The organism is Pseudomonas gorinensis (assembly GCF_042015035.1).
Lineage (GTDB): Bacteria > Pseudomonadota > Gammaproteobacteria > Pseudomonadales > Pseudomonadaceae > Aquipseudomonas > Aquipseudomonas gorinensis.
This window is the reverse complement of sequence record NZ_CP167125.1, coordinates 881,854-907,371: the sequence shown is the minus strand read 5'-3', so window position 1 is coordinate 907,371 and position 25,518 is coordinate 881,854. Positions and strand designations below refer to the sequence as shown.

Sequence of the window (25,518 nt, the reverse complement as noted above, 5' to 3'; positions counted from 1 at the left end):
AAAAGTGTGCTTCCCGCCTGGGCAGGAAACAGCTAAAGGGCGGGATTATAGCGTAAACATGCGGCGGGATGATCTAGGGAATGTGGCGACCGGTTGTCACTGCGCGCTAACGGAAGATCTCGATGCTGCCGTCCTTGGACTGACGGTAGATCGTGTAGGGCAGCAGCAGCGTGTCCAGCACCCCGGAGGCCACGAATTCGATGGCGATGACAGGGACGGCGCCGGGCCCGTGGTCGATCAGGCTGATGTCGTTCAGGTTTTTTTCAGGCTTGGGTTCGCCATTGAGGGTACAAAACCCGTACATCACCCCACTGTAGATACGCGGCACGTTTTCGCAGTGGCTGCGCGAGTCCTTGAGGTTCTGGCTGGTCACGACATCCGGGCGGAAAACGGTATTGATGGTTCCGCAACCGGCCAGCGCCACCCCGGCGGCCAGCCACAAGACTTTCGATGCAATCCTCACGAACCACTCCTTTTGAGCCATCGGCCTTTGTCATCTGGCGAAGCGGGTCACGCTAACATCGACGAACCTGGAGCCCCAGCGTAGTAACACCGATTTGCAACGTAGGCTGATTCCTAAATGATGAAAATCGCCCGACTCACTGAACTCGCGACCTTTTGCGCGTTTACACACTAAGCGCCACGGATTCCGGCCGACTCATGAACCACCCCACCCGCGAGCCCCCAATTTTCAAAACCATGACACGCCTCGCTCCGCCCTCCACGGCAATAAAACTTGCGCTTGAGCGCGTCAAAGGCACGATTTTCCTGACCTGGTCGTAAAACGCTCATGCCGATGGGGCGCGCTACTGATGTTTCTCAGGGAAAAACTCGTGAAGGGTTTCAAGACAGAAGCCCAAAGCCAGATGCGACGTTGTCGGAGGTGGTGTTGAGGCTGTATGCGACGGTGCGTCAATGGTGAACAGCAGGATACCGGCCTTGCTGATGTGTTTGCCGGCCACGGACGGTACGGCATCATCGCCTTCGGCGGCCTGGGCACTGGCAGCGCAACAGCGCTTACTATTGAGCGCATCAGTAGACTCGGCACGACAACGGCCTATCGGCTACTCAGGTGGTGCGCGTTGACACTCTAAAATCGCGGGCATAGAATTTGCCGCAAATGGACTGGGGGATCCCGGTCGGCGTTATAGCCTCGGTGAGTTTCACCGGGGCTTTTCGCTTTCTGCAGTAGGGAAAATTTTCAGCCCCCAATTTTCAAAACCCTCACCTACCTTGCTCCGCCCTCCACTGCAATAAAACTTGCGCTTGAGCACGTCAAAGGCACGATTTTCCTGGCCCGGTCGTAAAACGCTCATGCCGATGGGGCGCGCAACAAGATCAGCAAGCTGCAACCCCGTCGAGTTAACCTGCTTAGTCGCAAACACGATATCAAACGGCAGTCGGATACCTTGACGATTGGCGCCATCGCACATCCGACGAAACTCCAACTCAAGCTCGTTATCCTCTTTACGACCTCGACGCTCGAAAATCACATGCGTCAGCGCCCGCTGCTGATTCTTCTCATGTAGAAACTCGTGAAGGGTTTCAAGGCAGAAGCCCAAAGCCAGATGGTAGGGGTTGTGTATTGAGCCTTGCTGCTCCCGAAGAATGGCTTTATCAATCACACAACTGATCAAGACGAAATTGCTCGACTCAATGATCCCGGTCAGTTCCTCCAGGAAAACATGCTTGTGCTGGCGAGAGACAAACATACTGGAGAATGCCCCTTTTTCCTTACGGATTTCCAGCTCATGCAAGCCAACAAGGTCATGCCCCATATGATTGAACTTGAACTTTTGAAGCGCAGGGATGACCTTTTCGCAATAGTGCCTCTTATGGAAAACACAGAAAGCTAAAACAAACACAGGGTAGTTGACATCGAGTGTCTGCATCCCGTGATCGCCACTTTCATCCACATAGACGATGAAGTCGCTGAACTCCCCTTTTGGCGGTTTCGCTGCCACACCTTCTGCAACACGCTCCACCTCACTCTCGCTTTCAAAGAGCAGAAACTGCGGAGGGGTTAGTTTTTCATCTGCCATGGGATATTCAATCCTAGGTTTCAGGCTCTTCCGGGTTGCCCATCTACGTTCATATTGCCCTCGCGCCCTGCTACAGGGAGCCACCAATCTCGATCCCTTTGGGCAAACGCTGATCGATCAACTGATACAACGCACTGCTCTCGGGCCAATTGCGCATAAACCGCGCACGGTCCTTGGCATACGCCGGGGCGAAGCTGGCGGCAGAGCTGTGCTGACACATCGCGTCCAGGTCGATCAGCGACCAGCGATCGTTATCCCAGAACAGGTTGTGGCCTTTGAAATCGCCATGGCTGATGCGCTCGCGAATCAGCTCGGCGAACAGATGGTCCAGCGCCAGCAGTTCGTTTTCAGGCGCGTCGCCGTGCTCAACATAGGGTGCGAAACGCTCGATGATGTCTGGCCCCGGCAGGTACTCGGTGACCAGATAAGCCCGGCTGCGCAGCCAGAAAAAACGCTTTTCCAATACAGCCAGCGGCGTGGGCGTGGCAATGCCGAGGAACGCCAGGCGATTGCCTTCGCGCCAGGAATGCCAGGCGCGGCTCGGGCGCCAGAAGCGCTTGAGCCAATGGGTGAAGCCTTTGATGTTGTAGCGTTTGATCACCAGCGGTCGGCCGGCCACCTCGACCTTGGCCACACTGGCCGCACCACCGGTCTTGTACAGGTGGCCTTGATCCAGCAACGCGTCAGCCTGTGCCAGCACCGGCAGCATGGCCGGCTCTTCCTCGCGCCGAATCGCACGCAGGCCAAAGGCACCGCGCACCACGCTGAACAGCGTGCATTCACGGCCGACCTTGTTCAAATAGTCCTTCAGGCGCCAGGCGCGGACCTTGCGCACCTGCTTCTCCAGGGCCTCGAGCGGCAACGCGTGCTCACTATTGCCCAGCAGGTAATACACCAGCAGTTCCTCGGTAAACGGCTCGAGGTTTTTCGGCAACTGGGCGAAAAACACCCCGAGGTTCTCCAGCACCCGGTTGCGCGACAGCGGCTTGCCTGCCTCTTCGGCACGAATCCCGGCACCGTCAATCAGATACAGCTTTTCGCCCTGGCGCAGCAGGTTGTCCAGGTGCAGGTCTTCCTGCCACAGCCCTTTGGCGTGCATCCGGGCAATCGCACCCAACGCTTCGGCCAGCACGGCGGTTTGCTCATCCGCCAGCGGCGGCAAGCCTTCGACCGCGTGCCAGGCATCCGCCAGGCTCTCAGCGCCTTCGATAAACTCGAACAACAGCCAGCCGCCCTCGCCTTCCTGCAACCCATCGGCCAGCAGCAGCGGTGTGGTCAAGCCGTGTTCGGCGAGCAGGCGCACGCCGCCGAGTTCACGCTGAAAATGTCGCGCGGCCTTACTGCCTACCAGCAACTTGGCCAGTACCGGACGCCCGCGCCAGACCGCTGCGCCGACGTAGCGCTCGCCCGGCAATACACGCAACAGGCTCAGCAGTTGCAACTGCCCAGGGCCAGCAGCGTCCGCCAGGTCAAGGGTCAGTGGCAGGCCGGGGGTACGCCCGGCTTTTTTCAACTCGGACAAACGCATCAGCGGTTCTCCTTGTGGCTACGCCGAGCGGTCAAGCGCTGGTGCCAGGTGGCAAGCAGCGCGCTGTCCTCAGGCTGTTCGAGGTACGCCGCCAGGAGTTGGCGCACCTGCTCATCCGACCACTGCGGTGCACGGCGCAACAGCGGCTCCAGGTCCTTGACCCGATCCCGCCAGCCGAACAACAGCGGACGGGTTTTCTCCAGGTCGATCAGCTGCGCGGCGTAACCGTCGCCCGTCGCCTGCAGGAAAATATGCTTGGGATAAAAACAGCCGTGCACCTGGCCAACGCTGTGCAGCCGCCGAGCCAACTGGCCGCTGGCTTGCAGGATGGCGCGGTGCTGGGCATCGCTCAGTGAAGGCCACTGCTCCAGCAATGACGCCAGGTCATTCCAGCCGTCCAGGGCGCGGGTCAGCAACATCGCGCGATGCTCGCCACTGACCTTGCGCTGGCCGAAAAACGCCGCCTGCAGGGCCGGGATCCCCAACTGGCGATAGCGGCTGATATTGCGAAATTCGCGGGCAAAACTTGGCTCGCCAAACGGGCGATGCAGGGTGCGCGTCAGGTAGTCGCTCTGGCGCTTGAGGTAATACCCCTGGCCATCGAGCTCCAGGCGAAACACGCTGCTCCAGCCGCCCCGGCTGGTGTTCGGCTCATCCACCGCGTCCAATTGCTTGGCCCACAGGGCGTCGAAAGTCGCGAGGCCGTTGCGCTCAAGTAAAGCGCGGTCGTCGGCCGCCAGGAAATCACTCATTCGCGTCCCTCGAAAAACTTCACCACATGGCGAATTCGCTGTTTATCCGACGCCGTCAGATGCGAGCGTTGGCGGTATTGCATGTAGAAGCGCAGGCGCTGGGTGGCCGACAGGTGATATTTGGCCACCTTATCCAGGCAGGCCAGGTCCTTGGTGATGCGGTACTTGAGCCAGAAACCGCGCCAGAAATCACCGTTGGGACAGTCGATCAAATACAGCGTCTGCTGGTCGTCGATCAGCAGGTTGCGCCACTTCAAGTCGTTATGGGTGAAGCGATGATCATGCATGGTGCGCGTGTATTCGGCGAGCTGGCGACTCACGGCATCGACCCACTTGGGGTCCTTGAGGCGCGCATCGTTGCGCTCGGCCAGCGCTGACAAATCTTCGGTCTTGGGCAACTCGCGGGTGATCATCGCCCCCCGGGCGTAGGCCAGGCCCTTGCGTTCCAGGCCCCAGGCCACCACGTCGGCGGTGGGAATGCCCCACTTGGCGAAGCGCTTGAGGTTCTGCCACTCGGACTTCACCCGTGGCTTGCCCAGGTAGCGCCGCAGGCCCTTGCCGGCCCCGACATAGCGCTTCACGTAATAATTGACCCCACCGCGCTCCACGCGGATCACCTCCGAGAGGGGGTCGCGGGTCAGGCGCTCGCCTTGCAAGGCGAACACTGCTGCAAGGCTTCCGAAATCATCCGCCAGGGCGACGTAAGCAGGTTCCAGGTTCCAACCCGCCATCAGAGCGCATCCCCGTAGCGTTGTTTGCGTGCATACAGCTTGTCGGCCTTGCGCTGTATCAGGCTCAGGGACGCCGATTGCTCAGCCAGGATCTGGCGCAGCGGCTGGCGGAAGTAACCCTTGAGAAAACGCAGCTTGTCGCGCCGCGTCAGGCCAATCTCCAGCGCCGAGTAATACAACGCCGACAGGTCCTTGTCGCGCCAGCGCATCGGCAGATGGGCACGCAGTTGGGCACGGTGCAGGTCGATGACGGAAAGCTTGATGTTGCGCGCGTCAATCGGCTGCGCGGTGTCCAGCAGGAAATGGCAGAGGTAGCAGTCGCGATGGTTCACGCCGCCACGGTGCATGTCGCCGACCATCCGCGCCAGTTCGGCGGTGAGGGCATGACGCAGTGCAGGTGCCGGGGGTTCGGCGACCCAGTTGACGGTCAGGTCTTCGAGGCTGAGGGTCGGTGCCAGTTCTTCGGTGATGATGAACGAATGCTGGTCCGCCGGGTTGCTGCCTTTTTCGCCGAAGGCTACGCCGGTCATGGTCGGTACGCCGAGGGCCTGCAGGCGATGGATGGCGGCCCATTCAAGGCCCGCCCCCAGTACCGGCAACTTGGCGGTGATCAGGTTCTTGAAGATCTCCCCCCAGCCAATGCCACGGTGGATTTTCACGAAATACGGACGGCCGTCGACCTCGGTGCGCAACGTGCGACGGGCCGCCAGCTCGCGAAATACCTGGCCTTGCAGTTTCTCGACTTCGGCGAAGGCGTCACGCCCAGCCCAGAGGGTCTTGAACGGTTCGGCAAGTATCAACTTCATCGTTTTGGCTCCGCCAGAATCACATCCGCCGCGTGCTGCGGCATGCTGTAGAGGTCGGCCGTCTCGGCGAACGCCAACCCGTTGCGACCCCAGGCCATGCGCTGTGCAGAATCGCTGAGCATCTGCGCCAGGTACTGGTTGAGTTGGGCTTGTTCAAACGGCTCATCCAGCACCAGGCCACTGTCGGCTTCGGCGATGTAATGGGCATAACCACACACCGCCGAGACCAGCACCGGCAGCCCGGCCACCAGGGCTTCGAGCAGCACGGTCCCGGTATTTTCGTTGTACGCCGGGTGGATCAACAGGTCGGCGCCCAGCAGGAAGCGCGGAATATCACTGCGCCCCTTGAGGAATTGCACGTTGTCGCCCAAGCCCAAGGTGGCGCTCTGCAATTGGAATACTTTGGGGTCGTCCTGGCCGATTACAAACAGGCGCGTGCGTTTTTTCAGCTCTGCCGGCAGTGCGGCCACGGCCTTGAGGCTGCGGTCGACCCCCTTGGTCTTGAAGCCGGAGCCAATTTGCACCAGCAGCAGTTCGTCATCGGCCAGGTTGAATTCCTTGCGGAACCCTGCGCGGATCTCGGCGGCATTCGGCGGTGCGCGGCGGTCCTGGGCAATGCCCGGTGGCAACAGGTGGAAGCGCTGCAGCGGCGTGTCGTAATGCTTGATGAACAAGGGTTGCTGCACTTCGGAGATCATCAGGATCTCGGTCTTGGCATCCTTGGCAAACACCGCGCGTTCGTACTCGGCAAAGTGGCGGTAGCGACCGAAGCTGCGGTACAGCGAATGGCGCAGGTTTTGTGCCTTGTCTTCAAAGCAGCCATCGGCGGCGTAATACACATCCAGGCCGGGCATCTTGTTGAAACCGATCAGGCGGTCTACCGGGCGCTTGGCCAGGTCGGCTTCCATCCAGGCGCTGAGCTTTTCGTTGCGCCGATGATTGAAGAACGCCTTGACCGGCGCCACCAGCACCTCGAAGCCCGGTGGGATGTCGCCTTCCCAGATCAGCGTGTAGACACGGATCTGGTGGCCGCGCTGCTGGCATTCCAGGGCGATGCGCATGAAATCCCGTTGCAGGCCGCCGAAGGGGAAATATTTGTACAGAACAAAAGCCAGTTGCATCAGTGCAGCTCCTCAGCCAATAACAACGTGCTTAGCCGGGTTGCCACACGCTCAGGGTTCAGGCGCGTGAAGCACAGGGGCGACTCGCGCTTGATGTCGAACCGACGCAGGTCGTCGGCCGTGGGTTGATAGGTGCATTGTTTTTGCAGGCACGGCGCGCACGGGAAGTCACTGGCCAGGTGAATCTGGCCTTTGCCATAGGCGCCGGTCAGGCCGGGATTAGTCGGCCCGAACAGGGAAATGGTCGGCACATCCAGCGCGGCCGCCAGGTGACCGAGGCCGGTGTCGACCGCCACACAGGCACGGGCACTGGCCAACACACGGGCGACGCCGGCCAGGTTCAACCTGGGCAGCACTTCGGCGTGTTGCAGGCCCTGGGCCAGGCGTTCGGCCCGCGCCTTTTCGATGGCGTTGCCCCAGGGTAACTTCACGTCCACCCCCAGGCGCCCCATGCGCTCGGCCAGCTCACGCCAGTAGGCTTCGGGCCAGTGCTTGGTGTCCCAGGTGGTGCCGTGCAGCAGCAATACGAAGGGTTTTTTCGGCGGCAGGCCGAGCAGTTTGTCGACGCTCAGGCCGTAGTCGCCCAAGCCCTTGGGCAGGTCGTAACCGAGTGCCACGGCAAACAGCTGGCGCAGGCGTTCCACCGCGTGCTGCCCGCGGGCCACGGCCAGGCGCCGGGAATAGAAGCGCGCCGCAATCGGTTCACGGGCGGAGTTTTTGTCGAAACCGGCCACTGGCGCGCGCACGTAACGGGTCAGCCAGGCGCTTTTGAGCAGGCCCTGGGCATCGATCACCAGGTCGTATTTGGTCGACTGGATGCGCTGTTTGAAGCGTCGCCATTCACCACTCTTGAGGGTCTGCCAGATATTTTTGCGCCAGCGGCGGATCGCCACCGGGATCACTTTGTCGACGGCCGGATGCCAGGTGGGGATTTCGGCGAAGCCTTCTTCCACCACCCAGTCGAATTGAATACCGGGGATCGCCCGCGCAGCGTCGGTCAATGCCGGCAAGGCGTGGATCACGTCGCCCAGGGATGAGGTCTTGATTACCAGTACCCGCAACTCAGTGAACCTCGACCACAGAGCCCTGCAACCGCTGCAAGGCATCGCTCACCGGCTGCGGCAGCAACTGGCGCAGGCAGTTGTAGTGACCGAAACGGCAGGTGCGCTCAAAGCACGGGCTGCAATCCAGACCCAGGCGTACCACTTCGACCTGGTCGGCCAACGGTGGGGTAAAGCCTGGGGACGTAGAACCATACACCGCCACCAGCGGGCGATTCAGCGCCGCCGCCACGTGCATCAACCCGGAGTCGTTGGACACCACGGCATCCGCGCAGGAGAGCAGATCGATGGCCTCGGCCAACGACGTGTCGCCACTGAGGTTCACCGCTTCCTCGCGCAGGCCGGGGATCAGGCGCTGGCGAATATCTTCGCCCACCCCATGGTCGTTTTTCGAACCGAACAGCCACACTTGCCAGCCTTCGCGAATTTTCATCTCGGCGACCTTGGCGTAGTGCTCCGACGGCCAGCGCTTGGACTCGCCAAACTCGGCGCCAGGGCACAGCGCCAGCACCGGACGGTCAAGGGCCAGGCCGAACTTGGCCAGGGCTGCGTCGCGGGTCACCGGGTCGATCCGCAGGCGCGGGCGCGGGTACGGCGTCGGCAACTCGGCGCCGGGCGCGTAGGCCAGGGCCATGAAACGCTCGATCATCAGGGGGTAGCGCGCCTTGTCGAGCTTGCGCACGTCGTTAAGCAGGCCGTAGCGAAACTCGCCGCGCCAGCCGGTACGTTTCGGGATGCCGGCAAAAAACGGCACCAGGGCCGACTTCATCGAGTTGGGCAACAGGATCGCCTGGTCATACTGGCCGGCCAGGGATTTGCCGATACGACGGCGAGTCGCCAACTCGAGGGCACCGTGGCCGAGCGGGAAGCTCAGGGCCTTGCGCACCTCGGGCATGCGCTCGAGGATCGGCCGGCTCCACTCAGGGGCGAGCACATCGATTTGGCAGTCGGGATGACGTTGTTTCAGGCACTGGAACAGTGTCTGTGCCATCACCATGTCACCGACCCAACTGGGCCCAACGATCAGAATATTCATGTAGTTTCCACAAACGATGCGGGGAGGCTTATGCCTCCCCGCCCTAATAGTGTTTCAGCTCAACCCCAGCTCCTGCCAGACTCGCATCACCTGGCGCCGTTCGTCGGCGAACTGATCCCCGGTCACCGTGCCGGCCTCGTTCTGCAAGGCCTGGCGATGCGCGGCGGAACGGTAGGCTTTATACACCTCGCGCAGCAAATGGGCATCGGCGGCAGGCATCAACCCCACCTGCTCCAAGCCCTCCAGAATGCGGATATTGTCGGTGTAGCGCAGCAACGATGGATGTTGCGCAGACCACGCCAAAGCGGCGTATTGCACCATAAATTCAATATCCACGATACCTCCAGCGTCCTGCTTGAGGTCGAACACCACCGTGGGTTCGAAGGCATTGGCGCCGGTACCGGCCACCGTCGACTTGGTCCCCAGGTTGTCACGCATCTTGGCGCGCATCTCGCTGACCTCCTGGCGCAGCTTCACCAGGTCCCGTTCACGCCCCAGCACCTTGGCCCGCACTTGCTCGAAGGCCTGGCCGACATCCGGGCTGCCCACCAGCACCCGCGCACGTATCAGCGCCTGATGCTCCCAGGTCCAGGCTTCGTTCTCCTGATAGCGCGCGAACGCCCCAAGCGAACTCACCAGCAGGCCGGATGCGCCGGACGGTCGCAGGCGCATGTCTACTTCATATAGTTGGCCGGAGTTGGTCTGGGTGGTCAGCAGGTGGATGATCCGCTGGCCCAGGCGCGTAAAGAACTGCGCCCCGTCGATCGGCTTGGCACCGTCGGTTTCGGCCTGCGGGTCGCCGTCGTGGATAAACACCAGGTCCAGGTCCGAACCATGCCCCAGTTCGATACCGCCGACTTTCCCATAACCGACAATGATGAACCCAGGATCGCACAGGGTGCCGTCCAGCCGTTGCGGCGAGCCGTGGCGCGCGACGGTCTGGCGCCAGGCCAGGGCCAGCACCTGTTCGAGGATGGCCTCGGCGAGCCAGGTCAGGTAGTCGCTGACTTTCATCAAGGGCAGGCTGCCGGCGATTTCCGAGGCGGCGACGCGCAGGCGGTGGGCCAGCTTGAAGTGGCGCAAGGCTTCCATCTGCTGCTCCAAGTCATCCTCGGGAATGCGCGTGAGGCGCTCGCGCAGCTCGGCGGCGAGTTCGGGCGCCAAGGGCGGCTTGAACAGGCGACCTTCATTGAGCAACTCATCCAATAGCAGCGGAAAGCGCGTGATCTGCTCGGCGATCCACGGGCTGGCGGCGCACAGGGTCAGCAGGCGGCGCAAGGCGTCGGGGTTTTCCGTGAGCAAGACCAGGTAAGCCGAACGCCGCGCGACGGCCTCCACCAGCGGCAGTACACGTTCCAGCACCAGGTCGGGGTTGGCGTGCTCGACAGCCTGGGCCAGCAGGCGCGGGATAAACGCATCCAGGCGCTCGCGACCCAGGCGCTGCATGGCACGCAGTTGCGGACTGCCGCGCAGGCCGGCCAAGGCTTTGAGGGCCTTGGGAGCGTCGCTGAAACCGCCTTCGGCGAGCTGGCGGCAGGCGGCGTCTTCATTCTGGGACTCTTCCCACAGCGGCAGCCATTCTCCGCCGACGACCAATTCGCTCTCTTCGCCTTCTTCTTCATCCGGGTCGGCAATCACCTGGCGGAAATGCCAATCCACGCGACCACGCCAATACATCAAGCGCGCATGGAAGGTGGCCCAATCGGAAAACCCGAGCATAAAGGCAATGCGCGCCTGGTCTTCGGGGCTGTCCGGAAGCATTTGCGTCTGACGGTCGGCAATCGCCTGGATTGCGTGTTCGGTGTAACGCAGGAATTCATAGCCATTGCGTAACTCGGCGATCACCGCCGGTGGCAGGTAGCCCTGGCCTTCCAGAGTGCCGAGGACCTTGAGCAACGGCCGCTGCTGCAGGCTGAGGTCGCGACCACCGTGGATCAACTGGAACGCCTGGGCAATAAACTCCACTTCACGGATGCCGCCCGAGCCCAGCTTGATGTTTTCGGCCATGCCCTTGCGCCGCACCTCCTGCTGGATCAGCTGCTTCATGGTGCGCAGCGCTTCGATGGCGGAAAAGTCCAGGTAACGGCGATAGACGAACGGACGCAGCATATCCAGCAGTTGCGCGCCGGCCACCTGGTCGCCAGCCACCACCCGCGCCTTGATCATGGCGTAGCGTTCCCAGTCGCGGCCCTGGTCCTGGTAGTACTGCTCCAGCGCATTGAAGCTGAGCACCAAGGCGCCGGCCGAACCGTAGGGGCGCAGGCGCATATCGACGCGAAAGACAAAACCGTCGACGGTCATCGGGTCGAGAGCCTTGATCAATTTTTGACCAAGCCGGATAAAAAATTCCTGGTTATCCAGGGCGCGCTTGACGCCCACCGTCTCACCGCCTTCGGGGTAGGCGAAGATCAGGTCGATATCCGATGACAGGTTCAGCTCCACCGCACCGAGCTTGCCCATGCCGAGGATCACCATTTGCTGGGCCTCACCACTGCGCCGGCCGGTCGGCGTGCCGAACTGCACGCAGTGACGCTGGTACAGCCATTGGTAGGCCTGGTCGATGCTGGCGTCGGCCATGTCGGAAAGGTCGCGGCAGGTTTGCACCAGGTCGGCCTGGCGAGTCAGGTCGCGCCAGATGATGCGCACTTGCTGGCGGGTACGCTGGCGACGCAAGACGCGGCCCAGTTCATCTTCTGTTTCAGCTTGTTGCACCGCACCGGCAATCTGCCCGCACAGCTCGCCCGGCGCAAAGCCGCGGTCCAGTTCGCCCCATGCCACCAGTTCCAGCAACATCAAAGGGTCACGAACACTCTGTTCAATCACAAAGTCACTGGCGGCGCACACCCGGGCGAAGTCGGCCCACCGTTGCGGCGTCCACGCAGAAAGGCCATGATCGTCATCCAGCGCGGCCACTGCGTCACGAAATGACTGCTCGGCCCGGCTGGCAAATGGCAAGAGAATGGCCGGTAGTTCGGCCAGCGTTGGAAGGCTCATGGTCTATCCTTGATCGGCGCGTAAACGGCTTGTTGCTGTGAACGCAGGCAGCGCGCTCGATGGAGGACTGTCGAACAAAAGTTAGAAATAGCTGAAAAAACATTAATTTTGGCAGGCAACATTAAACTTCTACCTTTTCTTGTTCGCAAAAGATCAACAATAACGATTATGCTCACCGATCAGACCGAGCAATCCGCTCAGTCTTGTGTAGTTTTACTACTCGTATATACATTCGAAAGGCTGAAATGGCCGACGATTTGTAGTAAAACTACAGGACGCCGAAGCAACCTTCGGCCATCCAAGAATTTATGTCGTCTGCCCACAAGGCCAGTCGCAAACTTCAGGCAACCGATTCTGGTAGCCTTTCCGCCCTGGAGCAAGCCATGCAAGACCTCGATCCCGTCGAAACCCAGGAATGGCTGGACGCCCTGGAATCGGTTCTCGACAAAGAAGGCGAAGACCGTGCTCACTACCTGATGACCCGTATGGGCGAACTCGCGACCCGCAGCGGCTCGCAACTGCCCTACGCCATCACCACGCCGTACCGCAACACCATCCCCGTTACCCACGAAGCACGCATGCCTGGCGACCTGTTCATGGAACGCCGCATTCGCTCGCTGGTACGTTGGAACGCCATGGCGATGGTAATGCGCACGAACTTGAAAGATTCTGACCTGGGCGGTCACATCTCCAGCTTCGCTTCCAGCGCCACCCTGTATGACATCGGCTTCAACTACTTCTTCCAGGCCCCGACCGAAGAACACGGCGGCGACCTGATCTACTTCCAGGGCCACACCTCGCCAGGCGTCTACGCCCGTGCGTTCATGGAAGGCCGCATCACCGAAGAACACATGAACAACTTCCGCCAGGAAGTGGACGGTAACGGCCTGTCGTCGTACCCGCACCCGTGGCTGATGCCAGATTTCTGGCAGTTCCCGACTGTATCCATGGGCCTGGGCCCGATCCAGGCGATCTACCAGGCACGTTTCATGAAGTACCTGGAAGCCCGTGGCTTCATCCCGGCAGGCAAGCAGAAAGTCTGGTGCTTCCTGGGCGACGGCGAGTGTGACGAGCCGGAATCCCTGGGTGCCATCTCCCTGGCCGGCCGCGAGAAGCTGGACAACCTGATCTTCGTCATCAACTGCAACCTGCAGCGCCTCGACGGCCCGGTTCGCGGCAACGGCAAGATCATCCAGGAACTCGAAGGCGTGTTCCGTGGTGCCCAATGGAACGTGACCAAAGTCATCTGGGGCCGTTTCTGGGACCCACTGCTGGCCAAGGACGTCGACGGCATCCTGCAACGTCGCATGGACGAAGTCATCGACGGCGAGTACCAGAACTACAAGGCCAAAGACGGCGCATTCGTGCGTGAGCACTTCTTCAACACGCCTGAACTCAAGGCGATGGTTGAAGACCTGTCCGACGACGAGATCTGGAAACTCAACCGTGGCGGCCACGACCCGTACAAGGTCTACGCGGCGTACCACGAAGCGGTCAACCACAAGGAACAACCCACCGTCATCCTGGCCAAGACCATCAAGGGTTATGGCACCGGTGCCGGCGAAGCGAAAAACACTGCGCACAACACCAAGAAAGTCGATGTCGACAGCCTGAAGTTGTTCCGCGACCGCTTCGACATTCCCGTCAAAGACGAAGAGCTGGAAAACCTGCCGTTCTTCAAGCCGGAGCCGAACAGCGCCGAAGCCCGCTACCTGAGCGAGCGTCGTGCCGCACTCGGTGGCTTCGTGCCACAGCGCCGCGCCAAGAGCTTCACCATCCCGACACCGCCACTGGATACCCTCAAGGCAATCCTGGACGGCTCGGGCGACCGTGAAATCTCCACCACCATGGCCTTCGTGCGGATCCTCGCGCAGCTGGTCAAGGACAAGGAAATCGGCTCGCGTATCGTGCCGATCATCCCGGACGAAGCCCGTACCTTCGGTATGGAAGGCATGTTCCGTCAGTTGGGCATCTACTCCTCCGTCGGCCAGCTCTACGAGCCAGTCGATAAAGACCAGGTGATGTTCTACAAGGAAGACAAGAAGGGCCAGATCCTCGAAGAAGGCATCAACGAAGCGGGCGCCATGAGCTCCTTCATCGCTGCCGGTACTTCGTACTCCAGCCACAACCAGCCAATGCTGCCGTTCTACATCTTCTACTCGATGTTCGGCTTCCAGCGTATCGGCGACCTGGCCTGGGCTGCCGGCGACAGCCGTACCCGTGGTTTCCTGATCGGCGGTACCGCCGGCCGTACCACGCTGAACGGCGAAGGCCTGCAACACGAAGACGGTCACAGCCACATCCTGGCTGCCACCATCCCGAACTGCCGCACCTTTGATCCAACCTACGGCTATGAGCTGGCGGTGATCATCCAGGACGGCATGAAGAAGATGACCGAAGAGCAGCAGGACGTTTTCTACTACATCACCGTGATGAACGAATCCTACCAGCAGCCAGCCATGCCGGCCGGCGTGGAGGAAGGCATCATCAAGGGCATGTACCTGCTCGAAGAAGACACCAAGGAAGCGGCACACCACGTGCAACTGATGGGCTCCGGCACCATCCTGCGCGAAGTGCGTGAAGCGGCGAAGATCCTGCGTGACGAGTTCAACGTCGGCGCCGACGTATGGAGCGTGACCAGCTTCAACGAACTGCGTCGCGATGGCCTGGCCGTCGAGCGCAACAACCGCCTGCACCCAGGCCAGAAGCCTGCGCAGAGCTATGTCGAAGAGTGCCTGACCGGCCGTAAGGGCCCTGTCATTGCCTCCACCGACTACATGAAGCTGTTTGCTGAACAAATTCGCCAGTGGGTCCCGTCCAAGGAATTCAAAGTCCTGGGCACCGACGGTTTCGGCCGCAGTGACAGCCGCAAGAAGCTGCGTCACTTCTTCGAAGTCGACCGTCATTTCGTGGTGTTGGCAGCCCTGGAAGCCTTGGCTGACCGTGGTGAGATCGAACCTAAGGTGGTGGCTGACGCTATCGTCAAGTTCGGGATCAACCCGGAAAAACGCAACCCACTGGACTGCTGAGGAGACTTTTTGTGAGCGAACTCATTCGCGTACCTGACATCGGCAGCGGTGAAGGTGAAGTAATCGAGCTGTTTGTGAAGGTCGGCGACACCGTCGAAGCCGACCAGAGCATCCTGACCCTGGAATCGGACAAGGCGAGCATGGAAATCCCTGCTCCCAAGGCCGGCGTGGTCAAGAGCCTGAAAGTGAAGCTGGGCGACCGCCTTAAAGAAGGCGACGAACTGCTGGAGCTGGAAATCGCAGGCGCCGCCGATGCGGCCCCTGCGGCAGCGGCTCCTGCTGCCGCTGCTGCACCTGCCCCCGCTGAAAAACCGGCGGCTGCCGAGGCTCCTGCAGCCCCGGCGGCTGCGGCTGCACCTGCCGCCGCCACTGTCCAGGACATTCATGTTCCAGACATCGGCTCGTCGGGCAAGGCCAAGATCATCGAGCTGCTGGTCAAGGTCGGCGACACCGTCGAAGCCGACCAGTCGCTGATCACCCTGGAGTCCGACAAGGCCTCGATGGAAATCCCATCGCCGGCTGCCGGCGTGGTGGAAAGCATCGCGGTCAAGCTGGAAGACGAAGTCGGCACTGGCGACTTCATCCTTAAGCTGAAAGTCCAAGGCGCTGCACCGGCTGCGGCTCCAGCACCCGCTGCCGCCCCGGCCGCCAAGGCTGAAGCCGCTCCGGCCGCCGCCGCCCCTGCACCTGCACCTGCACCTGCTGCAAAAGCCGAGGCCGCTCCGGCCCCGGCGGCTGCCGCACCTGCGCCAAGCGGTGCCAAGGTCCACGCAGGCCCGGCGGTTCGCCAACTGGCGCGTGAATTCGGCGTCGAGCTGAGCGCCGTATCGGCCACCGGCCCACACGGTCGGGTGCTGAAGGAAGACGTGCAGGTCTACGTCAAGGCCATGATGCAGAAAGCCAAGGAAGCTCCGGCTGCCGGCACTGCTACTGGCGGCGCGGGCATTCCACCGATCCCGGTCGTGGACTTCAGCCGCTTCGGCGAGACCGAAGAAGTGCCGATGACCCGCCTGATGCAGATCGGCGCGTCGAGCCTGCACCGCAGCTGGCTGAACATCCCGCACGTGACCCAGTTCGACCAGGCTGACATCACCGACCTCGAAGCTTTCCGCGTTGCGCAGAAAGCCGTGGCCGAGAAGGCTGGTGTAAAACTGACCGTGCTGCCACTGCTGCTCAAGGCCTGCGCGCACCTGCTCAAGGAGCTGCCGGACTTCAACAGTTCGCTGGCCCCAAGCGGCAAGGCGATCATTCGCAAGAAGTACGTGCATATCGGCTTTGCGGTCGACACCCCGGATGGCCTGCTGGTACCGGTCATCAAGAACGTCGACCAGAAGAGCCTGCTGCAACTTGCGGCCGAGGCTGCTGCGCTGGCGGCCAAGGCCCGCGACAAAAAGCTCACCGCCGACGACATGCAAGGCGCTTGCTTCACCATCTCCAGCCTCGGTCACATTGGCGGCACTGGCTTCACGCCAATCGTCAACGCGCCGGAAGTGGCGATCCTGGGCGTGTCCAAGGCCACTATCCAGCCTGTCTGGGATGGTAAAGCGTTCCAGCCGAAGCTGATGCTGCCACTGTCGTTGTCCTACGATCACCGTGTGATCAACGGCGCGGCCGCTGCGCGCTTCACCCAGCGCCTGAGCCAGCTGTTGAACGACATCCGTACCATCTTGCTGTAAGCCTCCACAGGCCTCCCGTTCACCCCGGGAGGCCTGGTTGCACCGTTTTCCGAGCGCCACGCTCGTACCTCAACCCCGCCACTTGGCGGGGCTTTTTTTTGGGCAATTGTTGGACGGGGGAAACAGGGTTGTACACCACCCATCCCCCCGATTGCAGAAATCCTCCACGCAGCCGATAACACACATATAGCACTTAGCCTTCATCCTCTCTTGTCAGCCTGTGCTGCATGATGCAACCTTGCCGCAGGCAACAGTAAAGAGGGCGCGAGCCCGGCGCCGAGTGCGTTTTTTCAAGTGAGCTTCCCCCATGAAAAGCCAACCCGATGTCGCCCGTACGGCGGCCGAGGTAGTGACGCAATTACCGGTGCCTTCGCGCCTCGGTATGCTGCGTTTCGAGCGGCTTAATGAGGCAAGCTGGGCCCTGCTGTACCTGGACCCCAATTGCGAGCGCCAATTCGGCCTGCCGGCGGTGGAGCTGTGCGCCCTGATCGGTTCTCCGTACGCCAGCCTGATGGAGCCACAGGCGCGCTATCAGCTGCATGACGCCATCCAGCAGCAACTGGCCCAGAGCCCCCACTATCTGGTGCGCTACACCTTGCACACCAGCAATGGCCCGCTGAGCGTGCTGGAAATGGGAGAAGCCTACAAACAGCACAATCGTCACCTGCTGCGTGGCTACCTGATGGTGGTCGACGGCCTCTTCAACGCCCCGCCTTCCGATGCCCCGACAACGGACCTGGAAAGCCAGAACAGCCGCCTGCAGATTGCGCTGGAACTCAACCAGCGTGCGCAACAGGAGCAATTGCAACACCTGGAGCGGGTGCGCGCCCAGCAGGAGCTGATCCTGCTGCTGGCGCGCCAGCGCTACACCACGAATAATTCGCTGCAGGAAGCCGCCGAGCTGATCACCCGTAGCGCCTGCGATATCTACCAGATCGGTTGCGCCAGTATCTGGAACCTCGAAGGCCAGCGCCTGGTACCGATCTCGGCGTACCGCCACGCCGATCAGCAGTACCATTTGCCCGAACCGATCGATGCCAGTGGCTTTCCGGACTACCTGGAAGCCCTGCAAACCAGCCGGGCCATCGATGCCACCAATGCCATGCGCGACCCGCGGACCCGGGAGATGGCCGAATCCCTGCGGGCCAAGGATGTGTACGCCATGCTCGACGCGAGCATCCGGGTGGATGGCCAGGTGGTTGGCGTGTTGTGCCTGGAGCAGACCGGCAGCCCGCGGGCCTGGCAGTCCGACGAGATCGCCTTTGCCGGCGAGCTGGCCGACCAGTTCGCCCAGGTCATCAACAACCACAACCGCCGCACCGCCACCAGCGCCTTGCACCTGTTCCAGCGCGCGGTGGAACAAAGCGCCAACGCCTTCCTGCTGGTCAATTGCGATGGCGTGGTGGAGTACGTCAACCCCAGCTTTACCGCGATCACCCAGTACAGCACCGAAGAAGTCCACGGCCACCGCCTGGCACAATTGCCGGCGCTGGAGAACCTCAGCGAGCTGCTGTTCGACGCCCCTTCCAGCCTGGCCCAGAGCAACAGCTGGCAGGGCGAGTTCAAGAGCCGACGCAAGAACCTGGAACCCTACTGGGGCCAGTTGTCGATCTCCAAGGTCTACGGCGACAACCGTGAACTGACCCACTACATCGGCATCTACGAAGACATCACCCAGACCAAGCTGGCCCAGCAGCGTATCGAGCGCCTGGCCTATACCGACAACCTGACTAACCTGGGTAACCGTCCGGCGTTTATCCGCAACCTCGACGAGCGCTTTGCCCGCGACAGCGACAGCCCGATCAGCCTGCTGCTGGTGGACATCGACAACTTCAAGCGGATCAACGACAGCCTCGGCCACCAGACTGGCGACAAACTGTTGATCAGCCTGGCCCGTCGCCTGCGTAACAGCCTCAGCGCCGGCGGCAGCCTGGCACGCTTCGCCAGCAACGAGTTTGCGGTACTGCTCGACGACACTGACCTGGAGAGTGGCCAGCAGGTCGCCAGCCAGTTGTTGGCGACCCTCGACAAACCGATGTTCGTCGACAACCAATTAATCAGCGTCACCGGCTCCGTAGGCCTGGCCTGTGCGCCGCTACATGGGCGCGACCCGCAAACCCTGATGCGTAACGCCGGCCTGGCGCTGCACAAGGCCAAGGCCAACGGCAAACACCAGGTGCAGGTGTTTACCGAGGCGCTGAATGCCGAGGCCAGCTACAAGCTGTTCGTGGAAAACAACCTGCGCCGCGCCCTGACCCAGAACGAGCTGGATGTGTTCTACCAGCCCAAGCTGTGTCTGCGCAGCGGTCGCTTGCTGGGCATGGAAGCGTTGTTGCGCTGGAACCACCCGGAAAAGGGCATGATCCGCCCCGACCAGTTCATCAGCGTGGCAGAAGAGACCGGGCTGATCATCCCCATCGGCAAATGGATCGCGCGCCAGGCATGCCGCATGAGCAAACGACTCAGCGCCGCCGGCATGGGCAACTTGCAGGTGGCGATCAACCTGTCGCCCAAGCAGTTTTCCGACCCGGACCTGGTGGCCTCGATTGCCGCGATCCTCAAGGAAGAAGAGCTGCCAGCCAACCTGCTGGAACTGGAACTGACCGAAGGCTTGCTGCTGGAAGCCACCGAGGACACGCGCCTGCAACTGGACCAACTGAAAAGCTTCGGCCTGACCCTGGCCATGGACGATTTCGGCACCGGCTACTCGTCGCTCAGCTACTTGAAAAAATTCCCCATCGACATCATTAAGATCGATCGCAGCTTTATCCACGAGATCCCGGACAACCAGGACGACATGGAAATCACCTCGGCCGTGATCGCCATGGCCCACAACCTCAAGCTCAAGGTCGTGGCCGAGGGCATTGAGACCTCCGAACAATTGGCATTCCTGCGTCGGCATCGTTGCGACGTCGGCCAAGGCTACCTGTTCGACCGGCCCATCCCCGGCTCAGAACTGCTCGAGAAGCTTAAACGCTACCCGCGCGGGCCAATCGCCTGACAGCGCGGTAACACTCGGGCACACTGGCGGTCTGAATTTTTACCTAACTCAATCTGACTGAGAGGACTGATCATGGTCTTGCGCTCGGAAATTCTGGTGAACAAAAACGTGCTTCCTACTCAAGAACAAGCTTTGCCTGGCCGTGAAACCCCGATGGCGCTGCCAGAGACGCACTTCGTCAACGGCAACCCACTGCTGGGCCCATTCCTCGACGACGTCGGTTTCGCAATCTTCGGCCTGGGTTGTTTCTGGGGCGCGGAACGCAAGTTCTGGCAGCGCGACGGCGTGGTCAGTACCGTGGTCGGCTACGCCGGCGGCTTCACACCGAACCCGACCTACGAAGAAGTCTGCTCGGGCCTGACCGGCCACAGCGAAGTGGTGCTGGTGGTATACGACCAGGCCAAGGTCAAATACGAAGACCTGCTGAAGATGTTCTGGGAACTGCATAACCCGACCCAGGGCATGCGCCAGGGCAATGACATCGGCAGCCAATACCGCTCGGTGATCTATGCCACTACGCCTGAACAGCTGGCGGCAGCGAAGGCCAGTGCCGAGGCCTATCAGGCCGAACTGACCAAAGCGGGCCTGGGCACTATCACCACGGAAATCGACGAAGCACCGACGGTGTACTTCGCCGAGGCCTATCACCAACAGTATCTGGCGAAGAACCCGCAGGGCTACTGCGGGATTGGCGGTACCGGCGTGACCTGCCCGATCTAAGATCAACATGAATCAAAATGTGGGAGGGGGCTTGCCCCCGATAGCGGAGCGTCAGTCGGTACATCTGTAACTGACATACCACAATCGGGGGCAAGCCCCCTCCCACATTGGTTTAGCGCCAGACGTGGTTACTCGGCAATAAGCCAATCCATCTGCCACCCACCCTGGGTCTGGCCCAGCTTCTTGGACAGCCACGGCAGCAGCTCACGCAACTCCTCCTCCAGGCCCCACGGCGGGTTGGCGATCGCCAGGCCCGAGCCGGTCAGGGTGTTGGGGGTGTCCAGCGGATGCACGAGCAACTCCACACGCAGTAACTTCGGTGCACCGGTGCCGGCCAGGTCCTGGTAGAAGCGGCGCAACATGCGCTGGTCCTTTACCGGATACCAGATCGCCGCGACCGTCTGGCGCATGCGGCCCACCGCTTCCTTGAGGGACGCCGCGCAGCGCTGCATCTCATCGAGTTGTTCGAACGGCGGGTCGATCAGCATCAACGCGCGTTTCTCCGGCACCGGCAACAGGGCTCGCGGCACGTGCCAGCCCTCGCCCAAGTGCACCTTGACCCGACGATCACCCTTCATGTTGTCCTTGAGTAACACGCCGTCTTCCGGGTGCTTTTCATTGAGCAGCACACGGTCCTGGGGCCGTGTCAGGCGGCGGGCCAGCTCGGGCGAGCCGGGGTAGTAGCGCAACTGGCCGTCCGGGTTCATCTCGTGCAGTACGCGCATGTAATCGGCGGTCAGCGGCGGCAGGTCGCTCTCGCCCCACAGCCGGGCGATGCCTTCCAGGTACTCACCCGTGCGGTTGGCCTGGTCGCCCTGCAAGTCGTACAGGCCAATGCCGGCATGGGTGTCGAGATAGGCGAACGGCTGCTCCTTGCGCGACATCAGGGCGATGAGGCGGGTCAAGGTCAGGTGTTTGAAGACATCGGCATGGTTGCCGGCGTGAAAGGCGTGACGATAATTCATGGTTGCTCCTGCGCAGGGGGCGAAGTTTACCTTCTACCGGGGCAAAGGTGCAGGGCCGCATGCCAGGCGGTGCTTATGCCGCAAATACAGGACGACCGCTGAAAACAATCTAATCCCTACAGGCTGTGCGGGCTTGCCCATGATGTAAGCGACGCGGTATTACCTGCACTGCGCGATGGGGCCATCACCGGCAAGCCAGCGCCCACTCTCCAAGGAGGTCAATAACAATTATGAAAGACGCCACCCTCGCACTGCACCACGGTTTCAAATCGGACCCGACCACCAAGGCCGTTGCCGTACCGATCTACCAGAACGTCGCCTTTGAATTCGATAACGCCCAGCATGGCGCCGACCTGTTCAACCTGGATGTGCCCGGCAACATCTACACGCGGATCATGAACCCGACCAACGATGTACTGGAGCAGCGCATGGCCGCACTGGAAGGCGGCATCGCCGCCCTGGCGGTCTCCGCCGGCAGCGCGGCAATCCACTATGCGATCCAGACCCTGACCCGTGCCGGCGACAATATCGTCACCACCCCGCAACTCTATGGCGGCACCTACACCCTGTTCGCCCACCTGCTACCGAGCTTTGGCGTCGACGTGCGCTTCGCACGCAACGACTCTGCCGAAGCCATCGCCGAGCTGATCGATGACAATACCAAGCTGGTGTACTGCGAAAGCATCGGCAACCCGGCGGGTAATATCATCGACCTCGAAGCCCTGGCCAACGTCGCCCACGCCCGCGGCGTGCCGCTGATGGTGGACAACACCGTGGCCACGCCGATCCTGTGCAAGCCGATCCAGTTCGGCGCCGATATCGTCGTGCACTCGGTGACCAAATATGTCGGCGGGCATGGCAATTCCCTCGGCGGCGTGATCGTCGACAGTGGCACGTTCCCGTGGACGAAATACCCGGAAAAATTCCCCGGCCTCAACCAGCCCGAGCCGGCTTACCACGGTGTGGTCTACACCGAGAAATTCGGCCCTGCCGCCTTTATCGCCCGCGCACGCACCGTGCCCCTGCGCAATACCGGCGCGGCGCTCGCCCCCATGAATGCCTTTCTGTTGCTGCAAGGCCTGGAGACCCTCGCCCTGCGTATGGAACGCCACACCGAGAACGCCCTGAAGATCGCACAGTTCCTGCAACACCACGTCGAGGTCGAATGGGTCAGCTATGCCGGGCTGCCGGACCACCCGCACTACGCCCTGGCGCAGAAATACATGCAGGGCAAGCCGTCGGCGATCCTGTCCTTCGGCTTGAAGGGCGGCTACGACGCCGGCGTGCGCTTCTACGATGCGCTGCAAATTTTCAAGCGCCTGGTCAATATCGGCGATGCCAAGTCCCTGGCCTGCCATCCGGCCTCCACCACCCATCGACAGATGAACGAACAGGAACAGGCCAAGGCCGGCGTGAAGCCAGAAATGATTCGGTTGTCAGTGGGCATCGAGGCGATCGAAGACCTGATCGATGATTTGCAACAGGCGCTGGCGTCAGCCCGACTCTAAGGCCAGGTAATCGACCAGTGCCGCCGGAGTTGCGTGCGGCATACGGACGAAATAGGCGACCTTGTGCCTCAAGGTCGCAGCCGCAAAGGCCCCATGCAAATCGGGCCGCTCCTCCTCCAGCCATTGCAGCAGGTTTTCCACCTGGGTGACGCTGGAGTGATCGGCCAGGACCTGGAGTACTGCCTCCGACATCGCCCACCACGGGCTGCTTTTGGCCGGCCCTGCTCCGCTGCTTGCCAGCGCATGCAACTCACCGTTGATCCAGTAACGATGAAACACCGGCAACATCGCCTTCGCCTCCGAACCCATCGCTTGCAGCATCGGCAGCAGGTAAGTCCCGTCCCAAAAGCGGAAGAACACTGCTTGCCCATCCGGCATCAGCACTTTGGTCAGGCTGCGCAAATGCGCCACGACGGTGGGTAACGGACAGGTGGACACCGCCAACCAGCCCCAATCGCGGCCCTCGCACTCAGCCGCCCAATCCAGAAATGCGCTGTCCACGGCAACCACTGCGGCATGGGGCATCACCGGTTCCCATTGAGCGTATTCGGTTCCAGCCCAGATCGCCTCGGGGGGTTGCTCTCCCGACTCGCGCCAGGCTGCAACGGGGCAATAATCGCTGGCGCTGCCCAACACGGCAAACAATTGCTCCCCTGGTTGCAGGGGGTCACGCTTCAGCCATTCGCGGGGGGCGATCACAGGGCACCGCCATGGGTCGTGGTGCAGACGCCATTCTTGCATCGCTCACATTCCGCGCAAAATGGTGCGCTGCGCTTGAAATTGAGTACCTGCGCCATGCCCAGCAACACCGGGGGAACCGCGGGCACACTCGCCGGCGCGGCACTGAGTTGAATCGGCGCACTGCTGAAAATCCCCGCCGCCGATACCGTGATCGAATGCCCTCCCGCCTGCAGCGTGATACTTCCCGCTGCGTCCACCGTAACCCGCTGCCCCGCGTTGAACGCCATGTCCTGGCCGGCCTGCAGACGGAAGTCGTGCAGCACCTGCTGGCGCCAGTCACGCTCGGCGCGCAGGTAGATTTCCTCGGCACCTTTGCGGTCCTCGATGCACAACTCGTTGTACCCACCCCCACCGGGGCTGCTCTGGCTGCGGAAGATGCTGCGGGTCTTGTCAGCCGGCAACGTCAGCGGCACGGGCGTCACCGCATTGGGCACGCAGCCCATCACCATCGGCATGTCGACGTCACCATTGACGAACCCGACCAACACCTCCATGCCGACCCGCGGGATCAACATCGAACCATAGCGCTGATGGGCCCAACCACTGGCCACCCGCAGCCAGCAACTGGAGTGTTCGTCGTGCTGCCCGGCGCGGTCCCACGCCATTTGCACCTTGACCCGCCCCAAGGCGTCACAATGGACCTCGCTGCCACCGGGGCCGGTCACCACGGCATTCTGGTAACCGGCGACCAACGTACGAGCCTGCGGCAAAGGTGGACGAAACGTGACATCCCAGGGGGCGGCGACAAAGTCGTTGCGATAGCCCTGGCGAAACTCAGCGCCCGGCACTTGCGTCACCGAGTCCTCCAGCACCTGGGGCTGCAACCCCTCGTGGGTAACGGCCGTCACCAGCCACAAATCATTCCACTCCTCACGGGGGTGACCGGCGAGCCGTAGAAACTGGCCACAGAGCATGGCCGACTGATCGCTGCTGCCATGAGCCAGGCGATGATCACAGCGGTGACGTTCCAAGGCGCGCTGCGCGAGGTACTTGCCATGGGAACGGTCGCTGAAGCGGCCCGGATAGCGCTGCTCTTCAAGGCGTGGGAACTGCTCTCCGGCCACCGCACTTTCCAATGTCACATTCGGCTTGGAAAAGTCGTAGTCGCGCAGGCTGACCGCCGTGGTGCGCGCCTGGACTCTTACGGTAAAGCGCTTGATCGCCGGCGTATCCGCCACCATTCCCGAACCGGGGTGATAGGGCGTGGCCTGCTCGGCCTGGGCAAATACCGTCTGGTCGTCACCAAACACCAGCAAGTGCCTGTCCGGCGAATGCTGGAAGTGATAGTGAATACCCACCTCGGCGCACAAGCGCTGTACGAACGCCAGATCGGTCTCATCAAACTGCACGCAATACTCCCGCTCAGGGTATTTGCCACTCAGGCGAAACTCGAAGGTATCGCCCTGGCACCCCTGCCCTTCCAGCACCAGCGAAATGATCTGCGGCACCGTCTTACCCTGGAAAATACGTTGATGACTGCTGTGTTGCAGGTAAGCCAGCTGCGGCACCAGGCGCAACTGATAGCGGGTCAGGCGCCGGCCGGCGTCGCCTTGGGCGGCGAGATAAACCAGGCCATGGATACCGTGGCCCTGGGGGGCGAACCCTAGAAACGCCTCGCGATGCATCAGGCTTTCCAAGTCAAGGTCCGGCTGCTCACCCACCACTTCAAGATCAAAGCAATAGGGCTGGCTCAGGGTTTCCTGGCCTTTGAAGCTGTAGACCTTGAGATCACTGGCAACCCCATCCAGGGTCAGGGTGAAGGCACTTTGATTGGCAGGAGCGAACATCCGGTGTTTCTCTGCAAAGG

Annotated in this window: 18 protein-coding genes; 5 read left to right on the top strand and 13 right to left on the bottom strand. The window is 61.6% G+C overall.

From position 1 onward, the window contains the following. Positions 1–106: 106 nt before the first annotated feature. The 10 genes from AB7933_RS04045 to glnE all read right to left on the bottom strand — a co-directional run bounded on the left by AB7933_RS04045 (position 107) and on the right by glnE (position 12,071). Positions 107–484, bottom strand: a complete 378-nt coding sequence (locus tag AB7933_RS04045) for a YceK/YidQ family lipoprotein (RefSeq protein WP_024073038.1) — start codon at positions 482–484, stop codon at positions 107–109. A gap of 679 nt (positions 485–1,163) precedes the next feature. After that, a complete protein-coding gene (locus AB7933_RS04040; protein ID WP_024073036.1) occupies positions 1,164–2,042 on the bottom strand; it encodes a DUF3800 domain-containing protein in 879 nt (292 codons plus the stop codon). Positions 2,043–2,112: 70 nt separating this feature from the next. Next, the gene (locus AB7933_RS04035; RefSeq protein ID WP_024073035.1) at positions 2,113–3,570 is read right to left on the bottom strand and encodes a lipopolysaccharide kinase InaA family protein; all 1,458 of its coding nucleotides are present in this window, start codon (positions 3,568–3,570) and stop codon (positions 2,113–2,115) included. After that, a complete protein-coding gene (locus AB7933_RS04030; RefSeq protein ID WP_024073034.1) occupies positions 3,570–4,322 on the bottom strand; it encodes a lipopolysaccharide kinase InaA family protein in 753 nt (250 codons plus the stop codon). The genes AB7933_RS04035 and AB7933_RS04030 overlap by 1 nt, the downstream gene beginning before the upstream one ends. After that, entirely contained in the window at positions 4,319–5,053 is a 735-nt protein-coding gene (locus AB7933_RS04025; protein WP_024073033.1) for a lipopolysaccharide kinase InaA family protein, read from the bottom strand. Before AB7933_RS04025 ends, AB7933_RS04030 begins: the two co-directional genes overlap by 4 nt. Then, a complete protein-coding gene (gene rfaP / locus AB7933_RS04020) occupies positions 5,053–5,859 on the bottom strand; it encodes a lipopolysaccharide core heptose(I) kinase RfaP (protein ID WP_024073032.1) in 807 nt (268 codons plus the stop codon). The genes AB7933_RS04025 and rfaP overlap by 1 nt, the downstream gene beginning before the upstream one ends. Then, complete coding sequence (locus AB7933_RS04015) at positions 5,856–6,980, bottom strand: glycosyltransferase family 4 protein (protein WP_024073031.1); 1,125 nt, start codon at positions 6,978–6,980, stop codon at positions 5,856–5,858. The genes rfaP and AB7933_RS04015 overlap by 4 nt, the downstream gene beginning before the upstream one ends. Then, on the bottom strand, positions 6,980–8,041 hold the full coding sequence (waaC, locus tag AB7933_RS04010; RefSeq protein ID WP_024073030.1) for a lipopolysaccharide heptosyltransferase I: 1,062 nt from the start codon (positions 8,039–8,041) through the stop codon (positions 6,980–6,982). Before waaC ends, AB7933_RS04015 begins: the two co-directional genes overlap by 1 nt. Position 8,042: 1 nt before the next feature. Continuing rightward, positions 8,043–9,077 (bottom strand): lipopolysaccharide heptosyltransferase II, encoded by a 1,035-nt coding sequence (gene waaF / locus AB7933_RS04005; protein WP_024073029.1) that lies wholly within the window; start codon positions 9,075–9,077, stop codon positions 8,043–8,045. A gap of 54 nt (positions 9,078–9,131) precedes the next feature. Continuing rightward, entirely contained in the window at positions 9,132–12,071 is a 2,940-nt protein-coding gene (gene glnE / locus AB7933_RS04000) for a bifunctional [glutamate--ammonia ligase]-adenylyl-L-tyrosine phosphorylase/[glutamate--ammonia-ligase] adenylyltransferase (protein WP_024073028.1), read from the bottom strand. 383 nt (positions 12,072–12,454) lie between these two features. Here glnE and aceE point away from each other — a divergent pair, with 383 nt between their 5' ends. The 4 genes from aceE (at position 12,455) to msrA (ending at position 20,497) form a co-directional block, all read left to right on the top strand. Beyond that, the gene (gene aceE, locus AB7933_RS03995) at positions 12,455–15,100 is read left to right on the top strand and encodes a pyruvate dehydrogenase (acetyl-transferring), homodimeric type (protein WP_024073027.1); all 2,646 of its coding nucleotides are present in this window, start codon (positions 12,455–12,457) and stop codon (positions 15,098–15,100) included. 11 nt (positions 15,101–15,111) lie between these two features. Beyond that, on the top strand, positions 15,112–16,776 hold the full coding sequence (gene aceF, locus AB7933_RS03990; protein WP_024073026.1) for a dihydrolipoyllysine-residue acetyltransferase: 1,665 nt from the start codon (positions 15,112–15,114) through the stop codon (positions 16,774–16,776). Between the two features lie 307 nt (positions 16,777–17,083). Beyond that, positions 17,084–19,777, top strand: a complete 2,694-nt coding sequence (locus AB7933_RS03985; RefSeq protein WP_024073025.1) for a putative bifunctional diguanylate cyclase/phosphodiesterase — start codon at positions 17,084–17,086, stop codon at positions 19,775–19,777. 72 nt (positions 19,778–19,849) lie between these two features. Then, on the top strand, positions 19,850–20,497 hold the full coding sequence (gene msrA / locus AB7933_RS03980; RefSeq protein WP_024073024.1) for a peptide-methionine (S)-S-oxide reductase MsrA: 648 nt from the start codon (positions 19,850–19,852) through the stop codon (positions 20,495–20,497). A 128-nt stretch (positions 20,498–20,625) separates the two neighbouring features. Here msrA and AB7933_RS03975 read toward each other — a convergent pair whose 3' ends face one another. After that, positions 20,626–21,462 carry a 23S rRNA (adenine(2030)-N(6))-methyltransferase RlmJ gene (locus AB7933_RS03975; protein ID WP_024073023.1) on the bottom strand — a complete coding sequence of 279 codons (837 nt, stop codon included), beginning with the start codon at positions 21,460–21,462 and terminating at the stop codon, positions 20,626–20,628. 230 nt (positions 21,463–21,692) lie between these two features. Between AB7933_RS03975 and AB7933_RS03970 the strand changes: the two genes are divergently transcribed. Beyond that, complete coding sequence (locus tag AB7933_RS03970) at positions 21,693–22,970, top strand: O-acetylhomoserine aminocarboxypropyltransferase/cysteine synthase family protein (protein WP_024073022.1); 1,278 nt, start codon at positions 21,693–21,695, stop codon at positions 22,968–22,970. Here AB7933_RS03970 and AB7933_RS03965 read toward each other — a convergent pair. Together AB7933_RS03965 and AB7933_RS03960 are read right to left on the bottom strand one after the other, a co-directional pair. Then, positions 22,956–23,711 (bottom strand): DUF4123 domain-containing protein, encoded by a 756-nt coding sequence (locus tag AB7933_RS03965; RefSeq protein ID WP_051448864.1) that lies wholly within the window; start codon positions 23,709–23,711, stop codon positions 22,956–22,958. The two genes, AB7933_RS03970 and AB7933_RS03965, sit on opposite strands and share 15 nt — an antisense overlap. Beyond that, positions 23,666–25,498, bottom strand: coding sequence for a type VI secretion system tip protein VgrG (locus AB7933_RS03960; protein ID WP_024073020.1), 1,833 nt, complete (start codon positions 25,496–25,498; stop codon positions 23,666–23,668). Before AB7933_RS03960 ends, AB7933_RS03965 begins: the two co-directional genes overlap by 46 nt. Positions 25,499–25,518 lie beyond the last annotated feature (20 nt).